The sequence below is a fragment of the Variovorax sp. dw_308 genome (assembly GCF_019207085.1).
Lineage (GTDB): Bacteria > Pseudomonadota > Gammaproteobacteria > Burkholderiales > Burkholderiaceae_C > Variovorax.
On sequence record NZ_JAATOM010000017.1, the window covers coordinates 89,824 to 110,123 of the forward strand.

At 67.4% G+C, this 20,300-nt stretch carries 14 protein-coding genes; 10 read left to right on the forward strand and 4 right to left on the reverse strand.

Going from position 1 to position 20,300, the window contains the following annotated elements; all coding sequences use genetic code 11:
• Positions 1 to 80: 80 nt before the first annotated feature.
• From HCU76_RS26190 to HCU76_RS26200, 3 genes are all read left to right on the forward strand, one after another.
• On the forward strand, positions 81 to 644 hold the full coding sequence (locus HCU76_RS26190; protein WP_213958687.1) for a methylated-DNA--[protein]-cysteine S-methyltransferase: 564 nt from the start codon (positions 81 to 83) through the stop codon (positions 642 to 644).
• A 102-nt stretch (positions 645 to 746) separates the two neighbouring features.
• Positions 747 to 2,309, forward strand: a complete 1,563-nt coding sequence (locus HCU76_RS26195) for a sulfatase-like hydrolase/transferase (RefSeq protein ID WP_213958688.1) — start codon at positions 747 to 749, stop codon at positions 2,307 to 2,309.
• A gap of 166 nt (positions 2,310 to 2,475) precedes the next feature.
• Complete coding sequence (locus HCU76_RS26200; RefSeq protein ID WP_256354451.1) at positions 2,476 to 2,880, forward strand: hypothetical protein; 405 nt, start codon at positions 2,476 to 2,478, stop codon at positions 2,878 to 2,880.
• Between the two features lie 12 nt (positions 2,881 to 2,892).
• Here the strand turns inward: HCU76_RS26200 and HCU76_RS26205 are convergent, their stop codons facing one another.
• The gene (locus HCU76_RS26205) at positions 2,893 to 3,573 is read right to left on the reverse strand and encodes a transglutaminase family protein (protein ID WP_218511051.1); all 681 of its coding nucleotides are present in this window, start codon (positions 3,571 to 3,573) and stop codon (positions 2,893 to 2,895) included.
• Between the two features lie 136 nt (positions 3,574 to 3,709).
• Here HCU76_RS26205 and HCU76_RS26210 point away from each other — a divergent pair, with 136 nt between their 5' ends.
• From HCU76_RS26210 to HCU76_RS26220, 3 genes are all read left to right on the forward strand, one after another.
• Positions 3,710 to 4,933 (forward strand): MFS transporter, encoded by a 1,224-nt coding sequence (locus tag HCU76_RS26210; RefSeq protein WP_218511052.1) that lies wholly within the window; start codon positions 3,710 to 3,712, stop codon positions 4,931 to 4,933.
• 202 nt (positions 4,934 to 5,135) lie between these two features.
• Positions 5,136 to 5,501 carry a DUF1428 domain-containing protein gene (locus HCU76_RS26215; protein WP_213958691.1) on the forward strand — a complete coding sequence of 122 codons (366 nt, stop codon included), beginning with the start codon at positions 5,136 to 5,138 and terminating at the stop codon, positions 5,499 to 5,501.
• A gap of 154 nt (positions 5,502 to 5,655) precedes the next feature.
• Positions 5,656 to 5,952, forward strand: a complete 297-nt coding sequence (locus tag HCU76_RS26220) for a hypothetical protein (RefSeq protein WP_256354452.1) — start codon at positions 5,656 to 5,658, stop codon at positions 5,950 to 5,952.
• 24 nt (positions 5,953 to 5,976) lie between these two features.
• Here HCU76_RS26220 and HCU76_RS26225 read toward each other — a convergent pair whose 3' ends face one another.
• Positions 5,977 to 7,689 (reverse strand): uracil-xanthine permease family protein, encoded by a 1,713-nt coding sequence (locus HCU76_RS26225; RefSeq protein WP_218511053.1) that lies wholly within the window; start codon positions 7,687 to 7,689, stop codon positions 5,977 to 5,979.
• Positions 7,690 to 7,864: 175 nt separating this feature from the next.
• On the opposite strand from HCU76_RS26225, the gene HCU76_RS26230 reads away from it, so the two are divergent.
• Complete coding sequence (locus tag HCU76_RS26230; protein WP_218511054.1) at positions 7,865 to 9,268, forward strand: amidase family protein; 1,404 nt, start codon at positions 7,865 to 7,867, stop codon at positions 9,266 to 9,268.
• A gap of 80 nt (positions 9,269 to 9,348) precedes the next feature.
• Here HCU76_RS26230 and HCU76_RS36805 read toward each other — a convergent pair whose 3' ends face one another.
• Entirely contained in the window at positions 9,349 to 9,474 is a 126-nt protein-coding gene (locus tag HCU76_RS36805) for a hypothetical protein (RefSeq protein WP_256354454.1), read from the reverse strand.
• Positions 9,475 to 9,780: 306 nt separating this feature from the next.
• On the opposite strand from HCU76_RS36805, the gene HCU76_RS37100 reads away from it, so the two are divergent.
• Positions 9,781 to 16,524 carry an autotransporter outer membrane beta-barrel domain-containing protein gene (locus HCU76_RS37100; RefSeq protein WP_218511055.1) on the forward strand — a complete coding sequence of 2,248 codons (6,744 nt, stop codon included), beginning with the start codon at positions 9,781 to 9,783 and terminating at the stop codon, positions 16,522 to 16,524.
• Between the two features lie 97 nt (positions 16,525 to 16,621).
• Positions 16,622 to 17,068: an SRPBCC family protein gene (locus HCU76_RS26240; protein ID WP_218511056.1), complete on the forward strand. Its 447-nt coding sequence runs from the start codon at positions 16,622 to 16,624 to the stop codon at positions 17,066 to 17,068.
• A gap of 104 nt (positions 17,069 to 17,172) precedes the next feature.
• On the opposite strand, the gene HCU76_RS26245 is transcribed toward HCU76_RS26240, so the two are convergent.
• Positions 17,173 to 18,867, reverse strand: coding sequence for an aminotransferase class I/II-fold pyridoxal phosphate-dependent enzyme (locus HCU76_RS26245; RefSeq protein WP_218511057.1), 1,695 nt, complete (start codon positions 18,865 to 18,867; stop codon positions 17,173 to 17,175).
• Between the two features lie 205 nt (positions 18,868 to 19,072).
• On the opposite strand from HCU76_RS26245, the gene HCU76_RS26250 reads away from it, so the two are divergent.
• Positions 19,073 to 20,269 carry a pyridoxal phosphate-dependent aminotransferase gene (locus HCU76_RS26250; RefSeq protein ID WP_218511058.1) on the forward strand — a complete coding sequence of 399 codons (1,197 nt, stop codon included), beginning with the start codon at positions 19,073 to 19,075 and terminating at the stop codon, positions 20,267 to 20,269.
• Positions 20,270 to 20,300: the final 31 nt, after the last annotated feature.

Genomic DNA, 20,300 nt, shown 5'->3' on the forward strand with positions numbered 1-20,300 from the left:
TGCAGGGCGGTTCCGCGGATTGGTGACAATCGAGCTTTACCCAGCGATCCGGCCCGGATCGACAGGAGCTGACTCATGGGATGCCCTTGGAAGCGCTGAAGACCCAGTGCCGCGGCTGCGCGCTGTTCGACACCGCCATCGGACCGTGCTGCATCGCGTGGAACGCGCAAGCGATCGTGGCGGTGCAACTGCCGGAAGCCAATCCTGCCTGCACCCGGGCGCGGCTGTTGCAGGGCACCGGCGCTCTGGAGGATGGCGAGCCGCCGCCGTTCGCGCAGGCAGCGATCGAGGGCGTGCAGGCCCTGATGCAGGGTAGCTCACGCGACTTGCGCGAAGTACCGCTCGACATGTCGGGCGTACCCGAGTTTCATCAGCGCGTGTACGCCATCGCCCGCCGTATCGGCCCTGGTCACACGCGCACCTATGGCGAGGTGGCGCAGGAACTGGGCGACAAGGGCCTGGCGCGGGCTGTCGGCCAGGCGCTGGGGCGCAATCCGTTCGCGCCCATCGTGCCGTGCCACCGCGTGCTCGCGGCCAATGGCAAGCCGGGCGGATTTTCCGGCGGCAGCGGCGTGCCGACCAAGCTGCGCATGCTGGCCATTGAGGGCACTTCGCCGAGCGGGTCGCTGGCGCTGTTCGACTAGCGTGCTGTGCCAGCTTGACGTTCGTGCGTCATGGAGCACCACAGCGATCCGGAGAAGGCGAGTGTGGCATCCGCGCCGATAGCAAACAGACGGCACCGCGTCGTGAGACTGATCGACTGTGTCTGGAACGCCATCCTGCTGATACCAGCCCTGTGGATCTTTGGGTCCACGCACCTTCGAGATCCCGGGGCTGCTTACCTCGTTATCGCAAGCGCGGCGTTCTTTGGCTTGCTTCGGGCGATCCTGGGGCTTCGAGTGTTCCTGGTGCTGACCTATGTACCGGCGCTGTTCGGTGTTCTGGCCGTGGGAGCCGATTGGCTACGCGATGTCAACCTTCTCGAGGCGGCCCTGATCCGGCCGGATCCACGCGAAGCATGGCCGGTCATCCAGCCTTATGTCGTGTGGATAGCCCTGGCCGCGCTCCTGTTCGCCACGCCGATCTGGGTGTTGTTCCGCACGCCATCCACCCGGACGGCGCGCCGGAAGCGGTCTTCGGCAACTCTCGCGGCCATCACCGTCGCCTTGGTCATGGTCGGCGCGGTCTTTCATCGCACTGTGCTGAGGGCGTGGCCGCTGAATGTCATTTCCGTGGCCGCCGCTTCTGCGATCGGCCGCGACGACTTCATCCCGACGGCATCGGCTTATGCGGCCACCAATCCGCGCTCGGCAACCGCGAACTGGGGCGCCTCGCGGTTGCCGGGCCTTCATCCGCAGAACGAGATATACATCCTCATCATCGGGGAATCGGTGCGTGCCGATCGGCTCGGCGCATGCGGCGGGCAAAAGCAGGTCGGCATCCAGCACGACGCGATCATCTATTGCGACGTGACGTCCGGCTCCAGCAGTACGCACACGTCGGTCCCTCTGCTCGTCTCGCGCGAAATGCCTGGCGGTGCATATCGGGTCAGCAAGGACGCAACCTTCATGAAGGCCTTCGAGGAGGCGGGGTTTCACACCTATTGGCTCGCTCTCCAGGAAAGAGGCATTGCCTGGCCTGACGCCGAAATCGACATGTTCCTGACAGCGAAGAGAACCGATCGGGAAAGCCTTCTGCCATCGCTCAGATCGGTGCTCGCGCAGAACGCGCCCAGGAAACTGATCGTGCTGCATGCCTACGGCGCACACTTTTCGTACTGTGATCGCTATGACCCGGCAACGGCTGCTTTCCAGGCAGATTGCTCGAAGCTTTCTGAATTCCCGGATGAATCCACGCTTCCGGATTTCCTGCGTGCCTATGACAACGCCGTCAATGAATCCCTCCGGTTCGTCGATGCCGTGATCTCGGAGGTGGCGCAGGCGGGCGGCTCTTCCTTCGTGATGTTCACGCCTGACCATGGCGAGAACCTGCTCGACGACGAGCGAAAGCTCTTTCAGCACGCGCTGAAAGATCCAACGCATTGGGACACGAGAGTCCCGGTCGTCATGTGGGCGAGCGACGAATGGCGCGCCGCCAACGCCGCGCGATGGGAACGGCTCCGCGCCAACCAAGGAGCGAAGGCGATGCATGCCGACCTGGTGCCCACGCTGCTCAACGCTGCGGCCATCAGGTATGTCGACGAGCGGCAGGTGGCTGTCGATCTCGGAGCGATGTCACCGGCTGCTGACAGAACCCGGTGGGTCATGCGACGCCTCGGTGAAAAGGTGGATGGCGATCGACTGCGCTGAGAACGGGCCGGCAAGCAGGACACGCAGCTGCGCGACTACTTCTCACAGTGATGGCCCATCGGGTTGGCGCGCGTCATGCGTTGACGCGCGAACTGTTCCTTTTCCTACCTGTCGCTGCCGCACGGCTGCACATGCTTTGCGCCTCTTTCTTTTTTGGGAGACGCCCATGTTGCAACCCTTCAGTCTGGACCCGAGCATGGTGTCCTTGATTGGCAAGACCTTCTATCCGACCGGCTATTCACTGGTGATGTTTCCCGATGGAGCCGATGCCAACGCGACCGGGGATCGCCTTTCCGCCGAGATGCCGGAGAGCAATGTATTCCTGCTCGAACCGGCCACGATCCTGCGGCAGATCACGCCGACCGTGGATGACGCTGACAATCCGCTGCCTTCCGCCGGTACGGAAGGCGCCACCGTGCGGGCCTACACGAAGCTGGCGCTCGAAGGCCACCACGGGCTGCTGGTCGAGACGCCGGATGCAGAGTCGGCGGAACGCATGATGCAGGTGGTCCGGCAGGTTCCGTATGCGATGGCTCAGCGCTACCGCGCGCTGGTCATCGAGGATCTCTAGAGTGAGGCTGGCTTAACGCGCTTCCCGCTGCACATCGGCGTCGAAACTCACGCCGGCCTGCGTGAGCCCTTGCCACGCCGGGTAGGTGGTCGCGAAGTCGCTCACGATGCGCTCGAGCGGCATGTCGTCGTATGCGCCGCGTTCTCCGACGTACTCCATGTGCTGCCGCCCTTCGCCGTCGAAAGGGTGGTAGAGCGAATCGGCACGCCCATCCCATTCAAGCGGCAACAGGCCAAAGCGCTGGCACAACTCGACGTTGAACGCGGGTGTGGACTTGATCCAGGCACCCTGCAGCCACAGTTCGGCGTAGCCGTGCCAGATGAAGACGTCCGTCTGCATGGTCTCGCGCATGCGCTGCGTCGACAGGTGATTGCGTACGTCAGCGTAGCCGACCCGCGCGGGAATTCCGGCGGCCCGCGCAGCCGCCGCGAGGAGGGCGGCCTTGGGCACGCACCAGCCATACCCCTGTTCGATCACCTGGCTCGCCCGCATGCCTTGCAGGGACAAGTCGATGCGGTACGGGTCGTAGCGGAAGCGATCGCGCACCGCGTAGTAAAGAGACACGGCGCGCTCGCGATCGTCGGCGCCCTGCGCGTGCGTGGCCGCGAAGTCGACGACGCTGGGGTGGTCACTGTCGATCAGCGCGGTCGCTGCGAGGGTCGCCCTGGTCGGGCCTGGAGTCGTGATTTGCATTCCCGATATTTACCAGAAGCCCGATCCATCGGTTCGACAGGCATCTGCATCCCCTGATTCGAGGGCGGGCAGACGCCACGACGTGAAGCGCATCCGGATAGGGCAATATCGAAGAGTGCCTATTCCAACTCGCCCCATGCCGTTGCCCGCGTCGCTGCAAGTCGCCTTGCCCCTGGTCATCCTCGCGTTCGGCCACACGCTTTCAAACCTCATTCGCACCTTGCCCGCCATCGCCACCGATGTCATGTCCGCCGACATCGGCACGACGACCGGCTACCTCGGTGTGCTCACCGGCGCCTACCATCTTTTCTTTGCGCTCGGGCAGATTCCGGCGGGCGTGATGCTGGACAGGCTGGGGGTCAGGACGGTGTCCCTGTCACTGTTCGCGATCACGGCGCTCGGCGCGATCGCCGGGGCGCTCGCGCAAGACGCCTTCGGTTTTTTCGCGGCCCAGGCTCTGTTGGGCATCGGCTGCTGCGGCATGCTGCTGTGCCCCTTCACCTTGGCCGCCAAGACCTTGCCGCCGGCACGCTTCGCGATGTGGTCGGGATTGATCCTGAGCATCGGCAACAGCGGCATGTTGTTGTCCGCCACGCCCATGGCATGGCTCATCGAGCATCACGGCTGGCGCGCCAGCTTCTGGGTTTCGGCTGCGATGGCGGTCGGCATCGGTGCGCTGGTTGCCCTGGTCGTGCCGGCCATGACAAAGCCAACGGCGACAGCGCCTTCGCTCGAGCTGAAGACGGAGTTCCAGGAGGTGCTGCGGATGACCGCTTCGCTTCCCATGCGCGGGCCGGTGCTGCTGGCCTTCACCTCACTGGCCGCCGCGCTCGCGGTGCGCGGCGTGTGGGGCGGCCCGTGGTTCATGGAGGTCCAGGGACTGACGCGGATCGAGGCCGGCAACGCCCTCATCCCGCTGACGCTCGCGTTGGCGATCGGGCCGCTGGTTGCAGGCGCCATCGACAGGGTGACCGGAGCCCGGCGTGTCTTGCTCGCGGGCAGCCACCTCGTGGCAGGCCTGCTGTTGCTCATCGTCGTTGCTGCAGCGCCGGGAGGCTGGCTGCAAGGCGGCTACGTGGGCTCGCCGTCATTCGATGCGTGGATCTTCTTTGCCTTCGGCTGCTGCATTTCGACGCAACCCCTGCTCTTCGCGATGGGTCAATCGTCGACGCCGAAGGAGAAGTCCGGCAAGGCTCTCGCGGCGCTGAACCTGATGTTCTTCTGCGGCACCGCCTTTCACCAACTCATGAGCGGATGGATTGCGTCGACGCTCGGGCTGGTCACGGTGTTCTTCTATTTCGCCATGGCCCTGGCCGGGTCAACCTTGCTCTTTCTCCACTACACGCGCCGCCGGGCCTGAAGCACTGCTGTAGTCGGCCAATTTGTCAGCTGAGTCGCGCGGGACGCGCGCTTTGCGCCCATGTCCGGCCTGTTGCCAACTCGCTGGCAGCTGCATCTTCGTCGCTCGTGTGAGCAAGTTCCTACGAGGCGCCATGCGCGCGACTGACAGAGTGCGACGGGGGAGGGGAGAAAGCTTGAGGCTTGTTTTAGGAGCTGATCGAATGGCTTACATAGACGGGTTCGTCATCGCCGTCCCCACGGCCAACAAGGCCAGGTTCATCGAGCACGCGAACAAGGGTGACTCCGTCTTCCTGGAGCATGGTGCGACTCGCGTTCTCGAGTGTTGGGGGGATGACGTCAAGGCGGGCAAGCAAACCGATTTTCGGCGTGCAGTCCAGGCGAAGGACGATGAAACGGTCGTCTTCTCCTGGATCGAGTGGCCGGACAAGGCGACGCGCGACGCCGCGATGGACAAGGTCATGAAGGACCCGCGCCTCGATCCCAAGACCAACCCGATGCCCTTCGACGGCATGCGAATGATCTTCGGCGGGTTCACGCCCGTGGTGGACCTTGGCAACCCGCGCTGAGACACCGCCTCGTCAGGGACTTCGATGCGGCAAGTGCGCCCGTCAAGGCGATCGACGCAAGAACCTCTGGTGATCGCGTCGCGACAGAGGCCAGCGCAAGCCGATTGGAGGCGCCTTTGAACAAGGAATTGAAGCAATGGAACCGATGCAGCCCATGAAACCCATGAAACCGATGGAGGCCATGAAGCCGATGGCCCCGCCGGACAGCAGCTGGTGGCCGAAAGGGCTCAGCGACCCGTCGAGTAGCGGCCAGCAGGACGGCATGCGCTATGCATTCTTCCCGGCGCAAAGACGCCTGGCTGTGGAGCGCGATGGCCGCCTGGCGCAATACGAAACCGGCGACCATCGCATCACGGGCGTGTCGCAGACCGGCGGATCCGCCCCCGGCGGTGCCACGTTCACGAGCCAGAACGGGGAGGTCGACTTGTCGACGCTCAAGCGTGCAGATTGAAGTTCCAGCCGGGCACGCTGTTCGTCAGTGATCGAAATGAAAGGCCACCGTCGCCCGCGGTCCGACTCGCCGTGACGACACGCGATCGGCAAACTGCCGCAGCAGGAACCCGGCCAGCCTGCGCTCGCCGTCGCCCGAGTCGATGATTTCCTCGATCGTCGGGCGCACCTGCGGCAACTCCAGTGCATCGCCGTCATAGGACACACGCAGGTCGAGGTTGAACTCGTCGAACGAGGCTTCGATGACCAGCGGTCCGTTGGCGACACCGCTCGACGCCAGCGTCTCGATGGACTGGACCAGGTTGAACTTGGCACGCACGATCACGTCGCGGCGCGCGCCCCACACGCCGCCCTGCATCTCAAGGAAATCCTCCAGCGCCTCCGGATCAAGCCCTCCGGGTTGCACCGTCATCGACACCGTCTTGCGCAGCCCGATGCGAAACAGCAGGTTGAGCCCGAGCCCCACCAGCGTGCCGAACACCATCGCGTTGCCGAGCGAGGCGCGCAGCCCCGGTGGCAGCACCACCAGGAAGCCCGGGTAGATCTCCACCGCCAGTCCCATCACGATCGACAGCCCGATCACCAGCGTCTTGCGCGCATCGAGCAGGCGCGAGGTCATGATGACCAGCCCGTTCAGCACGATGAAGGTCGACGAGAACACCAGCGCCGCGCCCAGCACGGCGCGCGGCATCAGGTTGACCAGCAAGCCCAGCTTGGGCACAAAGGCCGCGACCAGCAGGATCGCCGCGATCGAGTAGCCCACGCGCCAGCTCGTCACGCCCGTGGCCGAGGCCAGACCCACCGCGCCGGTCGACGAGTTCATGCCATGTGCACCGAGCGCACCCGCGACGACGTTCCCGAGTCCGTCGGCCATCACGCCGCCGCCGACCGTGCGCATGTCGGCCCGCACCCAGTTGGCCTGGTTGGCCTTCTGCGAAGTGGTCACGTTGCCGATGGTCTTCAGCACCGCGGCGACGGCGCCGACCACGAAGGCCAGCAACAGGCTCGAGTGGAACGACCAGCCCGGATGCGACAGCCCCGGCAACGCCAGCAGCGGCGCGGCCGACACATGCGCCACCTCCACGCTGTCGAATCGCCCCAGCGCCCATGCAGCGAGGCAACCGGCCGTCAGCCCGATCAGCACGCAGTAAAGACGCAGCACGCCGCGCCCCCAGACGTTCAGCGCCACCATCAATCCCAGCGTCGCCAGCCCGAGCGTCATGTCGATGCCCGCGGGCACGCCGCCGGCATCGACGGTGGTACCGACCGCCGTGCGAAGGCCGACCACGCCCACGGAGATCCCCGACAGCAGCACCACCAGCCCCGTGATCTCGGGCGTGAACAGCTTGCGCAGGTGTGGCAGACCGCGCGCCAGGATCATCTCGACCAGCCCGGCCACGATCGTCATGCCGAACACTGCGGACAGCCCGCCATGCTGCGCGGCGAGCATCGAGGGCACTACGTACACCACGCTCGGCGCAGGCTGGCACAGGAAGCCGGAGCCGATCCGCCGGAAGCGCATCACCTGCAGCACGGTGCCCACGGCCATCGCAAGCAACGTGAAGCTGACCATCGACGAAGCCACCTCGGGCGTCGCACCCGCGGCATGCGCCACCAGCACCGGATACACGAGATAGATGAACATCAGGCCGACATGCTGAAGGCCGCTGAGAACATTCACGCCGAGGGGCGGCTTGTCGTCGACCCCGTAGAGGAGGCCAGCAGGCTTGTGCGACATGCGGGTAGGTCCAGGAGTCGGCGGTGGCGTGCATTCTGTCTGGATCGGCGAGATCGTGCAGACAGGGCACTGGCAGGCTGTTGAAATACGATCCCGCAAAGCCCCGCCGCGGCCCCGACTCGTCTATCAACAGCCGGTTGGAACGTCTTCACACCACCCAAGGAGTTTCGAACCGATGACCGACATCTGGCACTTGCCCGCTTCACGCGTAGCCGACCTGATCCGCCAGCGCAAGCTGTCGGCCATCGAGGCGGCGCAGGCTGCATTGGCGAGGCTCGATGCCGTCAACCCGAGGCTCAACGCGGTCGTCGATTGCCGGCCGGACGATGTGCTGCGGCGCGCCGGCGCGATCGATGCGGCGCTCGCGCGGGGCGATGATCCCGGCGCATTGGCCGGCGTGCCGGTCACGGTCAAGGTCAACATCGACCAAGCCGGCTTTGCGACCACCAACGGTGTCACGCTACAGAAGGACCTGGTCGCCTCGACGAACAGCCCGGTGGTCGACAGCCTGTTGAAGGCCGGCGCGGTCATCGTCGGGCGAACCAATACGCCGGCATTCAGCTACCGCTGGTTCACCGGCAACATGCTGCATGGCGCCACGCTCAACCCGCGCGATGCGGCGCTGACGCCGGGCGGCTCGTCGGGCGGCGCGGCATCGGCGGTGGCGGCGGGGATCGGCCACATCGCGCATGGCACGGACATCGCGGGGTCGATCCGTTACCCGGCGTATGCCTGCGGCGTCCATGGACTGCGGCCGACGCTGGGCCGCGTCGCAGTGTTCAACGCGGCCTTGCCGGAGCGCAGCATCGGCGGCCAGATCACTGCCGTGTCCGGGCCGATCGCGCGCACGGTGCACGACCTGCGGCTGGGCCTGGCCGCCATGGCGGCGCCGGACGCGCGCGATCCGTGGTGGTGTCCCGCGCCCCTGGTCGGCCCGGCCGCGCCGCGCATCGTCGCGATGTGCCTGCGGCCGGATGGACTGGACACGCAACCCGAGGTGTTGAGGGCCCTGCTCGATGCAGCTGATCGACTGCGTGACGCGGGCTGGACGGTGGACGAGGTCGATGCGCTGCCGCCGCTGCGTGATGCCGTCGAGAGCCAGGTCACGCTTTGGATGGGCGATGGCTACGAGGCCATGGTCAAGGCGGCGGAGCGCGAAGGGGACGCGGGCGCCATCACGGCGCTGGCTGGCCAGGCGCACATCGCGCGGGACATCACTGCCGCGCAGCTTTCCGCTGCCCTGGTCAATCGCGCGACGATCACGCGGCAATGGCAGGTGTTCCTGGCGCGCTATCCGGTAGTGCTGCTGCCGGTGTGCGCCGAATTGCCATTCACGGCTGACCTCGACATGCAAGGCGGCGAGGCTTACGCGCGCGTGTGGCAGTCGCAGCTGACGATGATCGGACTGCCGCTCACAGGCTTGCCCGCGCTGACCGTGTCGACCGGCATGGTCGGCAACTGCCCGGTCGGCGTACAGCTTGTCGCGGGGCGTTTCCGTGAAGACCGCTGCCTGGCCGCGGGCGAGGCGATCGAGGCGCGCGGGGCGCCGCCGATGCCCGTGGTCGATCTGGTCGGCTGAAAGCGCCCGAGCTTAGGCACGTGGCATTCCGGTCATCGCCGTCGCCGGATCGTTGAGGGCGGCATCCTCGCCAAACGCGTTCAGCGAGCGGCGGCGCCCTGCTGCTGGGCGCCTTGATGCGGAGCGCGCGACTGCGTGGAACTGGCAAGCAGCCATGCAACTGCAGTCGTGGTGAGGATCTTCGTGATGGGAGAGAGGTTGTTCATTTCTTCTGGGTAGCGCGGATAACGGGTGTCCGGATGAGACAGCGCGAAGCTTAGTGGCGGCGCGTGTCGATGCCGTGACAGAAAAAGCCCCGTGGGACTGCAGGCTTGAGTCACAGGGGCAAGAAGCGGGACGCCGGGACAACACGCGCAGAGGTCCGAAAAATACGATTTGTGCAGCTTCGATCAACCGTTCAACCGCTGCACACCATGCCCAAACCAATGACTCCCGTGGGTCGCGTCGCGACCTTGCCATCCCCTGGGTTCACAACCTCTTGCGCCACGACCACCGCGAGCAAACGCTTCGGCATGCGCAAGCTTGTCGCCGCGCTCGCTCAGTCCGCCGTGCTGCTGCCGGCGGGCGGCGCGGCTGTCTACCTGAGCTCTACTGCGGCGCTCGCCGACAGCGGCCCCGCCTGCCAGAAGGGCAGCCCGACCGCCTGCCAGATCGTCTACACCGAAGCGGCGGCGGGCCACGGCGACACCGGAAGCTCCACGCCGACGATCATCAGCACCTTCACCAATTCGCAGACGCTCACGGCTGTTCCTGGCCCCACCGGCTGGGGCGCGGTCCAGTTCGAAAGCCATGCCGGAAATGGTGGCGACGCGAACAGCGACGGGCAGGACGGCGGCGCCGGCGGCATGGGCAACACCGTCTCCGCCGTCACCGGCGCCGGCGTGACGGCCACTGGCACGAACACTGGCGGCATACTTCGCTTCACGGCCCAGGGCGGCGATGGCGGCGGAGGCCAGGGGGACCACGTCGGCAGCCCGGGCAGGAGCGGTGTCGGCGGCGGCGGCGGCGAGGTGGACGTGACGATGAACGGCACCGTCACATCGACCGATCCCGGCTCGCCGGGCCTGTACGCGCTCTCGCAAGGCGGTTCGTCGCAACAGGGTGACTCGGGCTCCACGGGCTTCTTCGGCGCGAAGTCGGGCAATGGCGGCGGCAGCAATGCGATGACCGTGTCGATCGGCGGCACCATCACGACGGCCGGCACCGGCGCATCGATCAACGCAGTCGGCGGCAACGGTGGCACGGGCGTCGAGGACTCCAGCGGTGCTTCGGAAACCGAGGGGCGCGATGGCGGCGCCGGAGGCCCCTCGGTGCTGCCGATCCAGGTGACGGTGACGGGACGCGTCCAGTCCTCGGCCGCGGACGGTGTCGACGTGCTGGTGCAGGGCGGCAACGGCGGCGATGGCGGCAAAGGCGGCGAAGCGCCCTCGTCGTCAACCGGCGGCAACGGCGGCGACGGCGGATTCACGCCGGCCGCGACGCTGACGGTGTCGGGCAGAGTGGGCGGCGGCGTGATCGGCGCGCTGGTGCAGAACCGCGGCGGCTCGGGCGGCAACGGCGGCGCGTCGTCCAACAGCGGCACCTCGTCGGGCGGCGTCGGCGGCAACGGTGCCACCGCGGACACGTCGACGCTGATCTTGCAGTCGGGCGGCAGCATTGCCGGTGGGACGACCGGCGCATCGGCCGCATCGGGCGGCGGAGACGGTGGCACGGGTGGCGTCGGCGGCTTCACAAACGACACGAGCATGAGCGGCAATGGCGGCGCCGGTGGCGCGGGTGGCGCGGTGGTCGTCGACATCGGCCAGACACCGCAGAACCAGACGCCCGTGAAAACCACGGTGAGCACGGCGCCGGGCGTGGCGGCCATCGGGGTCTCGGCGATCAGCTACGGCGGTGCCGGCGGCGCCGCTGCGGTCGACGCCGCGCAGAACTATGCGCATGGCGGCATGGGCGGCGCTGGCGGATTGGCGGGCATCGCGAGCGTGACGATCGAGGGCAACGGCTTGGTGACGACCCTGGGCCACGACACGCCGACGACCTCGACGACCGTGTTGCCCGGCGTGCTCGTGCGCTCGAACGGCGGTGTTGGGGGCGCTGGCGGCAACACCGGGGCCGGCATGGGCAGCGCGGCCGGCGACGCGGGCATGGGCGGCGCCGGCAACACGGCCACGGCCATCATCAACGGCAGCGTGAGCACCAGCGGCAGTTATGCCTATGGTGTGCTCGCACAGAGCATCGGCGGTGCTGGCAATGCCGGCGGTGACGCGGACAGCGTGTTCGGCGCATACGGCGGCGCGTCGAAGAACGGTGGTGCGGGCGGCAACGTCTACATGTCGGGGCAGGGCGGCAGCGTGACGACGAGCGGCACCGGCGCGGCCGGCATGGTGGCGCAGAGCGTCGGCGGTGGTGGCGGCGCGGGCGGCAATGCGCTCACGCTGGGAGGCGGCGGGGCGATCGGCGGCAATGGCGGCGCGGGTGGTAACGGCTTGAACGTGACGGCCGGGCTGCTGGCCACGGACGGCAACTCGGCGGCCCTCAACAACACCATCGTCACGCACGGAGACTCGTCGACCGCGCTGATCGCGCAGAGCATCGGCGGGGCCGGCGGCAATGGCGGCAACTCGCTGGTCGTGGGCACGGTGCTGCCCTCGATCTCGATCGGCGGCGACGGCAAGAGCGGCGGCATCGGCGGCACGGTCAACGTGCAGAACGACGGCCTCATCACCACCAGCGGACAGCAGTCCGGCGGCATCGCGGCGCAGAGCGTGGGCGGCGGCGGCGGCAACGGTGGTGCCAGCGTGGCGATCAACGCCGGCGTGCAGGTGTCGACCTCGTTCGCGCTTGGCGGCGCGGGCGCGACGGGCGGCACCGGCGGCGTCGTGAATCTCACCAGCAACAACCAGGTGTCGACCTACGGCGCGGACGCGTTCGGCCTCAAGGCGCAAAGCATCAGCGGCGGCGGCGGGCAGGGCGGCACGGCATTGGCGACGGCGATTGCGCTCGGCGGCGATCCGGAGTTTCCGACCACGTCGGTGAGCATCGGTATCGGCGGCAGCGGAGGCGCGGGCGGCGACCAGAGCAAGAGTCCTGTCACGGTCACCAACAACGGCCTGATCACGACGGCGGGCGATGGCGCCATCGGCATCCTTGCGCAGAACGTCGCGGGCGGCGGCGGCAACGGCGGGGATTCGACTGCATCCTCGTATGCCAACGGCGGCGACAAGGAGAGCACCAACGTCAGCGTGAGTTCGAGCGTCGGCGGCAAGGGCAAGGGCGGCGGCACCGGCGGCGCGGTCAGGGTGAACAACAACGCGCTGGTCGTGACGATGGGCGCCGATGCGTACGGCGTGTTCGCGCAGAGCACGGGCGGTGGGGGCGGCGTCGGCGGCACCGGCGATTCGTCGGCGTCTGCCGGTTCGGGCAGCAACAGCTTTGGCGGCACGGTCACGGTGGGTGGCCAGGGCGGCGAGGGCGGCACGGGCGGGACGGTCACGGTCAATACGAATTCGCTCGGCAATGTGGCGACCTCGGGCGATGGCGCGAACGCAATCCTTGCGCAAAGCATCGGCGGCGGCGGTGGCGCATCGGGCGGCGGCACGGCGAAGGCCAACGGCGGCAACCTGTCGGTGGCCGTCACGGTCGGCGGCAATGCGGGCAGCGGCGGCGGGGGCGGCCAGGTCAACGTGACGAACCAGGCCAACCTGCTGACGCAGGGTGCGGAAGCCGACGCGATCTTCGCGCAGAGCGTCGGCGGTGGCGGCGGCAAGGCGGGCAAGGGTGCATCGACGGCCGGCGGGGCGCAGAAGGCGCAGGACGTGGTCAACCAGATGGGCAACACGATCGCCACGGGCCTCGGGCTCAACCCTTCCGACGTGACGAAGATCGCCGATGGCGTCTACAAGGTCGGGGACGATGTGTGGAAGGGCATCGACAAGCTGTCGGACCTGCAGACGGTCCTCAACGGCGGCGGCGCGTCTGCCGCGCTGCGCGACGATGACAGCGGGGATGGCACGTCGAGCAACCTCAAGCTGCACGCCACCATCGGCGGGCAGGGCGGCATCGGCGGCGATGGCAACCAGGTCACGGTCAACAACTCCGGGTCGATCCAGACCAACGGCACCAAGTCCGACGGCATCTTTGCGCAGAGCATCGGCGGCGGCGGCGGGGTGGGCGGCGCGAGCAGCTTCTCCGGCAGCGAGACCTCGGGCGGCGATGACAAGGACAGCACCAGCGGCACGCTCACCGTGGGCGGCAGCGGCGCGGGGGCAGGCGGCGGCAGCACGGTGCAGGTCACCAACACCGGCTTGATCACGACCAACGGGGTCACGGCCTATGGCATCAATGCGCAGAGCGTGGGCGGTGGCGGCGGCAAGGGCGGCGCGACCGCCAAGTCGGACGGCGCGCTGAAGGACTTCAAGGTGACGATCGGCGGCTCGGGTGGCGCAGGCGGTGCGGGTGGCGACGTGACGGTGACGAACGACGGCGCGGTCACGACCAACGAACGACAGTCGCCCGCCATCCTCGCGCAGAGCACGGGTGGTGGCGGCGGAACGGCGCACCTGCTGTCCAGCGACATCGCCGCGACCACGTCCGGCAACAACATGCAGATCAGCGCGACGCTCGGCGGCAGCGGCGGCGCCGGCGGTGCGGGCGGCAATGTCACGGTCGACATCGGACAGAACGCGACCGGCACGGTGCGCGGCTACGGGGTGGGCAGCATCGGCGTGATCGCGCAGAGCATCGGCGGCGGCGGGGGCGTTCTGACGACCACGAGCACGGTGACCGACGCGCAGGGCGGCGGCAATGGCGGCGGCATCCAGGACACGACGACCATCCCCATCACCATTGGCGGCACAGGCGGTGCGAGCGGCAATGGCAGCACGGTCAACGTGACGCTGGGTGCGGGCAGCACGAGTCCGACCTCGTCGATCCTGACGACCCAGGCCGGCGCCTACGGCATCCTCGCGCAGAGCATCGGCGGCGGTGGCGGCCTGTTCGCGGGCGCCACACCGAGCCAGGAACTGGACAAGCTCTATGGCAGCACCAACCAGACCGGCAATGGCGGCAGCGTCAACGTCAAGCTCGACCACAGCGGCTGGATCTACACCAGCGGCGACGGCGCGGTCGGTGTGATCGCGCAGAGCGTGGGCGGTGGCGGCGGCGTCATCGGGGGCATGCAGAACGTCAACCTGGCGAGCGGACTGCAAACCAATCCGACGGCGGAAAGCGGGCAGGGCGGCAACGTCTCGGTGGACCTGGAGAGCGGCGGCAACATCGTGACGCAAGGCAAGGGCGCGCATGGCATCTTCGCGCAGGCGGTCGGTGGCGGCGGCGGCGTGGTGGCGGGCGCGAACAACACCGGCTATGCGTACGCGGGCGCGACGCCGTACGCCAATTGCAGCGGCACGGGTTGCACCGGCGACGTCAGCATCACGATGGGCTACAACACTGTCGTGCAGACGCACGGCGAAGGCTCGTATGGCATCTACGCCCAGAGCAGTGGCAACGGCACCAACAACACGACCATCACGCTGAACCCGGATTCGTGGGTGGAAAGCCGCGACAAGTCGGCGGGCGGCATCTTCATCGAGTCGGCGGGATCCAACACCGTGAGCAATCAAGGCAATATCGCGGCCACTGCGAGCGGCACGGCCATCTCGGGCGCCATCGGCAGCACGCTGGTGCACAACCAGTCAGGCGGCACGATCATCGGCAGCATCAACCTCGGGATCAACGGCGGCACGGGCAGCGTGATCAACGATGCGGGCGGCATCATGAACCTCGGCACGACGACGACCGCAGGCAGTTTCACCAACAGCGGCACGGTCAATCTCGGCGCGGCCGGCACTGCGATGGCGGCCAGCACGGTCAACGGCAACTTCACGAGCACCGGCACCATCTCGACGCCGGTCGACTTCACCAAGGGCACCGCCGCGCAACTCAACGTGCAGGGCAACGCGACGCTGTCGGGCGTGTACCAGCTTGCGCCGACCTTGCTGGCGAACAATGCGGTCACGCTGGTCACGTCGAGCAATCCACTGTCGATCGGGAATCTGTCGGTGCATGACAGCGGCAACATGCTCTTCACCTACAAGCAGCAGGCCACGAGCGCGAACGAGTACGCGGTGGCGCCGGTGTCGCAACTGGCCACGGTCGCGGCGGCCAACAACTTCAGCGCGGCGCAACAGTCATTGGCGGCGAAGCTGAACGCGGGCTTCACGTCCAGCGTGAGCAACGCGCAGGCCAGCACCTATGCGTCGCTGTCACAACTGGCCACGCCGGCCGCCTATGCCACTGCGCTCAACGGCCTGAGCGGCGAGGCGATGCAGGCGGTGGGCACGGCGCGGCTGGCGGCGAGTCATTCCTTCGTCGAGCGGCTCAACAGCTGCCCGGGCTCGGAGCATCTGGGCGAGTTGCTGCAGGAGAGGGACTGCGTCTGGGCCCGCGTGATCGACAACCAGACCGACCGCAAGACCAACAGCGACAGCCTCGGCTACAACGCCAGCGCCGCCGGCGCGCAAGTCGGTGCGCAGAAGCGCATCGGCGACGGCTGGATCGCGGGCGGCTCGGTGTCGTATGACCACAGCTCGCTCAATGCGGACGGCTCCGGCGGCAGCGTCAGCGGCGACAACGTGGCCATCGGCGCGATCGTGAAGAAGGAGATCGGCAACTGGACCATCTCCGGCGCGGCCGACCTGGGACGCGGCAGCTACGACAGCTCGCGCCTGGCGATGATCGGCGCCGTCGGCGGCGTGGCCACGGGCTCCTTCGATGCATGGCACGCGGGCCTGCATTCGCGCATCGCCTACCAGATGCCCTACGAGGGCTGGTACCTGAAGCCCTACGTCGACCTGCATGCCGTGCGCATCACCACCGGCGCCTACACCGAGACCGGCGCCGGCCCGCTCGCATTGCAGGTGCAGAAGCAGAGCGACACCATGTTCGCCGCCTCGCCCATGCTGGAAGTCGGCGGCCGCATGCGGCTCGACAACCAGATGGAGCTGCGCGCCTTCGCCGGCATCGGCGCCGTGGTGCAGAACAAGTCCGAATGGGGCGCGCAGGCGAACCTCGCGGGCTGGGCCGACGGCAGCACCTTCCGGGCCGTGTCGTCCATCCCGGACCAGCGCATGAAGGTCAACCTGGGGGCCAACCTGTCGCTCACCAAGTCGACGGAACTGCGGCTGGAGTACACGGGGGAGTTCGCGCATGACTACAAGTCCAACACGGGGTCGGTGAAGTTCAACTACTTTTTCTGAGGGGGACGCGGTCGCAGATGACGCATGTCGATTTTGTGTAGGCTCGTTCGTCGTTTGAATTGAGGGTCGTCCTCTGCACTTTCTGGAGAAACAAGCCATGGCTACCAACACCGTCCGCCATCACCGCGTGCTGCGCACCACGCCGGACAAGATCTACCGCGCCTTCACCGAGCGCAGCGCCTTCGAGCGCTGGCTGCCGCCGTTCGGCTTCACCGGGCAAGTCCATGCCATGGACCCCGTGGTCGGCGGCGCTTGGCGCATGTCGTTCACGAACTTCGGCACCGGGCACATCCACTCGTTCGGCGGCAAGTACCTGGAGCTTGTGCCGGGAGAGCGCATTGCCTACGACGCAACTTTCGACGAACCGAACCTCCCTGGGACCATGAAGACAACGGTGACGCTGGCTGCCGTGTCCTGCGGCACGGATGTCTCGATCGTGCAGGAAGGCATCCCCGAGATGATTCCCGTGGAGATGTGCTACCTGGGGTGGCAGGAGTCGCTGATTACGCTGGCGCAGTTGGTGGAGCCGAATATTCCGGGGTGAGGGGCTGGATTGGCTGGCCAGTCGTCGGGGCCTCTCGCGAGCATTTGATTCCACGAGGTGACGGGCTCCCGTTTGCGCACATGGGTGCAAGCCGAGCCGCGCGTCTAGCGCGAGAGCTGAGTGCGCGCGAGCGCGCCAAGTCGCCGAACTCCCTTGTCGATTCGCTCGCTCCAGGTGCTGCCAGCGCTCAGGCGCAGGCAGTTTCGAAATCGACGGCTTGCGGAGAAGACATCCCCTGGCGCAAAGCAGATGCCATGTTCCAGCGCTTCGTCAAACAGGGCGCGGGAGTCGAACCTGCTTGGCAGTTCGACCCACAGCGCAAATCCGCCAGCGGGCCGGCTGACGCGCGTCTCGGGCGGGAAGCTCGCCTCGATGGCGCGGGCCAGGCGCAGCAGGTTCTCTTCCAGCAGGCGGCGCAGCCTGCGCATGTGTGCGTCGTAGGCGCCACTGGCCAGGAAGTCCGCGAGCGCGACCTGCGGAAGAACGGGGCTGCACAGGCTGAACGCCAGCTTGCGGTCCACGACGCGTTGCGCAAGGGACCCCGGCGCGATCCAGCCGATGCGGTATCCGGGTGCCAGGCTTTTCGAGAACGAGCTGCAGTAGATCGTGCTGGCGCCGCCGTCGAGCGCAATGAACGGCCTGGGCCGCTCGCGGGTGAAATGAATCTCGCCGTACACGTCGTCTTCGATCAGGGGGATGGCATGCCGCGCGAGCAGGGCCAGCAGCTCGCGCTTCTGTGCTTCGGGCATCAACGCGCCCAGCGGGTTGCTGAAGCTCGACGACAGCATGCAGGCCGCCACGGGTTCCGTGTCGAGCAGCCGTGCGAGCGCGGCCACGTTGACGCCGCGGGTCGGATCGGTGGGGAGCTCCAGCGCCTTCATCCCGAGCACCTCCAGCGTATGGAGAAGCCCGAAGTAGGTGGGCGATTCGACCGCGATGGTGTCGCCCGGCTTGGCGACGGCGCTCAGCGCGAGCATCACGGCTTCGGTGCAGCCGTTCGTGATGATCACGTCGTCGGGTGACAGCGCATGCCCGATGCGCATCGCCCGCCTGGAGATTTCGCGGCGCAGGCCCAGGTCGCCGCGCGGCGAGCCGTAGACGTTGTGGCGCGCGCCGTGCTGGCGTGCGGCACGCGCCAGCGCCAGGTCGAGTCGTTTGGACTGCAGCAAGGCCGCGTCCGGCACGGCGCAGCCGAGCGGCACGAGCGCTGAATTGGACGCGTGCTCCAGTAGGGCTGCGACTGCGCCGCTGATGGACACGGTCGACGCCCTGGAACGCAGGCGCGACGGCGACGGCCGCGCGAGCGTGCCACCTTGCGTGGCAGCGACGTAGAAGCCCGACTGTGGCCGCGCGGCCAGTACGCCGCGGTCCTCCAGCAGCCGGTAGGCCTGCAGGACCGTGGAGATGCTGATGCCGTGCTGCTCACTGAGGGCTCGCACGGACGGCACGCGCTCGCCGGGCGCGAGCGTGCCGTTGTCGATCATGCTGACGATGAGTTCGGCGAGTTGCTCGTAGCGATGGGAGGCGGAAGACTCTGCGGCGTTGTCGGTGGGCCGGGTGCCAGACGCACTCGCACGCGAGGCAGCGACATAGAAGCCGGCCTGGGGCCGTGCGACGAGGATGCCGCGATCCTGCAGCAGGCGATAGGCCTGCAATGCCGTAGACGTGCTGATGCCATGCTGCTCGCCGACAGCGCGCACGGACGGCATGCGCGCACCCGGCGCGAGCACGCCCTTGTCGATCTTCCTGATGAAAATTTGGGCCAACTGTTCGTAGCGATACGTAGCGTTTGTGTCCATTGCGTGCTCGCGGTGGGACTGCGCCGGATTGTCGGCGAAGCGCCTTTGCATGACATGCAAATTGTGCTGGTCCAATCAGACAGAAATTGTGGCTGTTGTGATTGTTTGGCGATCATTAGGATGCGTTCATTCGCTGCTACCCGACGCGCCCCGGGGCAGGCGATTGACGACATCGGGCGACTCACGCAACTGCAAGGCGGGACGAATGACAGTGCTCGAAGAGCAGGTGGATGCAGCGGAGTCCGGCCCCGCCGGGCCGACTTACCCGGCGTGGCGAGGCAGGTTTCCTTACAACGAGATCATTTCCCTGCTCGACGTGAATCGGCCGTTCAACCTGGCGGAGAGCACATCGCAGGACCTGACAGTCGGGGATGTGCTGGACCTGGCTGGGCTCGAGACCCTGCGCGGACTGAAGCTGGGCTACGGCCGGTCTGCGGGAGCGGTCGAGCTTCGCGAGGAGATCGCCAAGGCCTGCAAGGTGCCTGCCGATCAGGTCATCACGACCCAGGGGACGGCCCTGGGACTCTTCCTGCTGGCCTTCGAGGTCTGCCGTCCAGGCGACGAGGCGGTCCTCGTGACACCGTGCTTTCCGCCGAGCCGCGACTGCCTTCTTGGCGCAGGTGTCGCCGTCCGTGAGGTCCGGCTGAGCTTTGAGAACGGCTACCAGCTGGATCCGGACGAACTCACGGCAAGTCTTTCGCCGAAGACCAGGCTGGTCAGTCTCGCTTCGCCGCAGAACCCGAGCGGGGTCCGCATGTCTCGCGGCATTGTCGACAAGCTGCTCGCGTTGCTGGAGAGCCGGGCGCCGCAGGCCATCCTCTTCATCGACGAGACCTATCGCGAGGCCACGTACGGCAACGACGCAGTCCCCGACAGCTTTGCCGGGCTGCACCCGCGCATCGTCACGGGCGCCTCGGTGTCGAAGGCGCTGGGTGCGCCGGGCTTGCGCACCGGCTGGCTCACCGTCGCGGATGCGGATCTCCGGGCGCGCCTGGTCGTCGCCAAGATGAACACAGTGATCTGCGGCTCGGTGCTGGACGAGGCACTGGCCACTGCACTGCTGCGCCATCGCGACAGCGTGCTGGCGCCGCGCCGCCGGCTGCTCGCCGAAGCGCTTGCAAAACTGGCGGCCTGGTGCGAGGCAGAGCGCGAACGCGTCGAATGGATTCGACCGGACGGTGGTGCGCTGTGCTGCCTGCGCCTTCGCGCGGACAAGCTCGGCAGCGCCAGCGTCTCGCGGTTCTGGGACTTGCTGCCCGGGCACGAACTTCAACTGGCGTCCGGCGCATGGTTCGGCGAGAGCGACCGCGTCTTCCGACTGGGCTTCGGCTACCTGCCGTCTCGACGCTTGGGTCCCGCCCTGGCCGCCCTGTCGACGGTGCTGGACGCTGCTGCGGCATGAAGGCCAGCCGACGCCCGGCCACGCGCATGAT

Coding starts and splice junctions, on each gene's coding strand:
- HCU76_RS26220 (WP_256354452.1), top strand. CDS start 5,656: ATGAAACCCATGAAACCGATGGAGGCCATGAAGCCGATGGCCCCGCCG.
- HCU76_RS26210 (WP_218511052.1), top strand. CDS start 3,710: ATGCCGTTGCCCGCGTCGCTGCAAGTCGCCTTGCCCCTGGTCATCCTC.
- HCU76_RS26215 (WP_213958691.1), top strand. CDS start 5,136: ATGGCTTACATAGACGGGTTCGTCATCGCCGTCCCCACGGCCAACAAG.
- HCU76_RS26230 (WP_218511054.1), top strand. CDS start 7,865: ATGACCGACATCTGGCACTTGCCCGCTTCACGCGTAGCCGACCTGATC.
- HCU76_RS26250 (WP_218511058.1), top strand. CDS start 19,073: ATGACAGTGCTCGAAGAGCAGGTGGATGCAGCGGAGTCCGGCCCCGCC.
- HCU76_RS26225 (WP_218511053.1), bottom strand. CDS start 7,689: ATGTCGCACAAGCCTGCTGGCCTCCTCTACGGGGTCGACGACAAGCCG.
- HCU76_RS26205 (WP_218511051.1), bottom strand. CDS start 3,573: ATGCAAATCACGACTCCAGGCCCGACCAGGGCGACCCTCGCAGCGACC.
- HCU76_RS36805 (WP_256354454.1), bottom strand. CDS start 9,474: ATGAACAACCTCTCTCCCATCACGAAGATCCTCACCACGACTGCAGTT.
- HCU76_RS26240 (WP_218511056.1), top strand. CDS start 16,622: ATGGCTACCAACACCGTCCGCCATCACCGCGTGCTGCGCACCACGCCG.
- HCU76_RS37100 (WP_218511055.1), top strand. CDS start 9,781: ATGCGCAAGCTTGTCGCCGCGCTCGCTCAGTCCGCCGTGCTGCTGCCG.
- HCU76_RS26245 (WP_218511057.1), bottom strand. CDS start 18,867: ATGGACACAAACGCTACGTATCGCTACGAACAGTTGGCCCAAATTTTC.
- HCU76_RS26190 (WP_213958687.1), top strand. CDS start 81: ATGCCCTTGGAAGCGCTGAAGACCCAGTGCCGCGGCTGCGCGCTGTTC.
- HCU76_RS26200 (WP_256354451.1), top strand. CDS start 2,476: ATGTTGCAACCCTTCAGTCTGGACCCGAGCATGGTGTCCTTGATTGGC.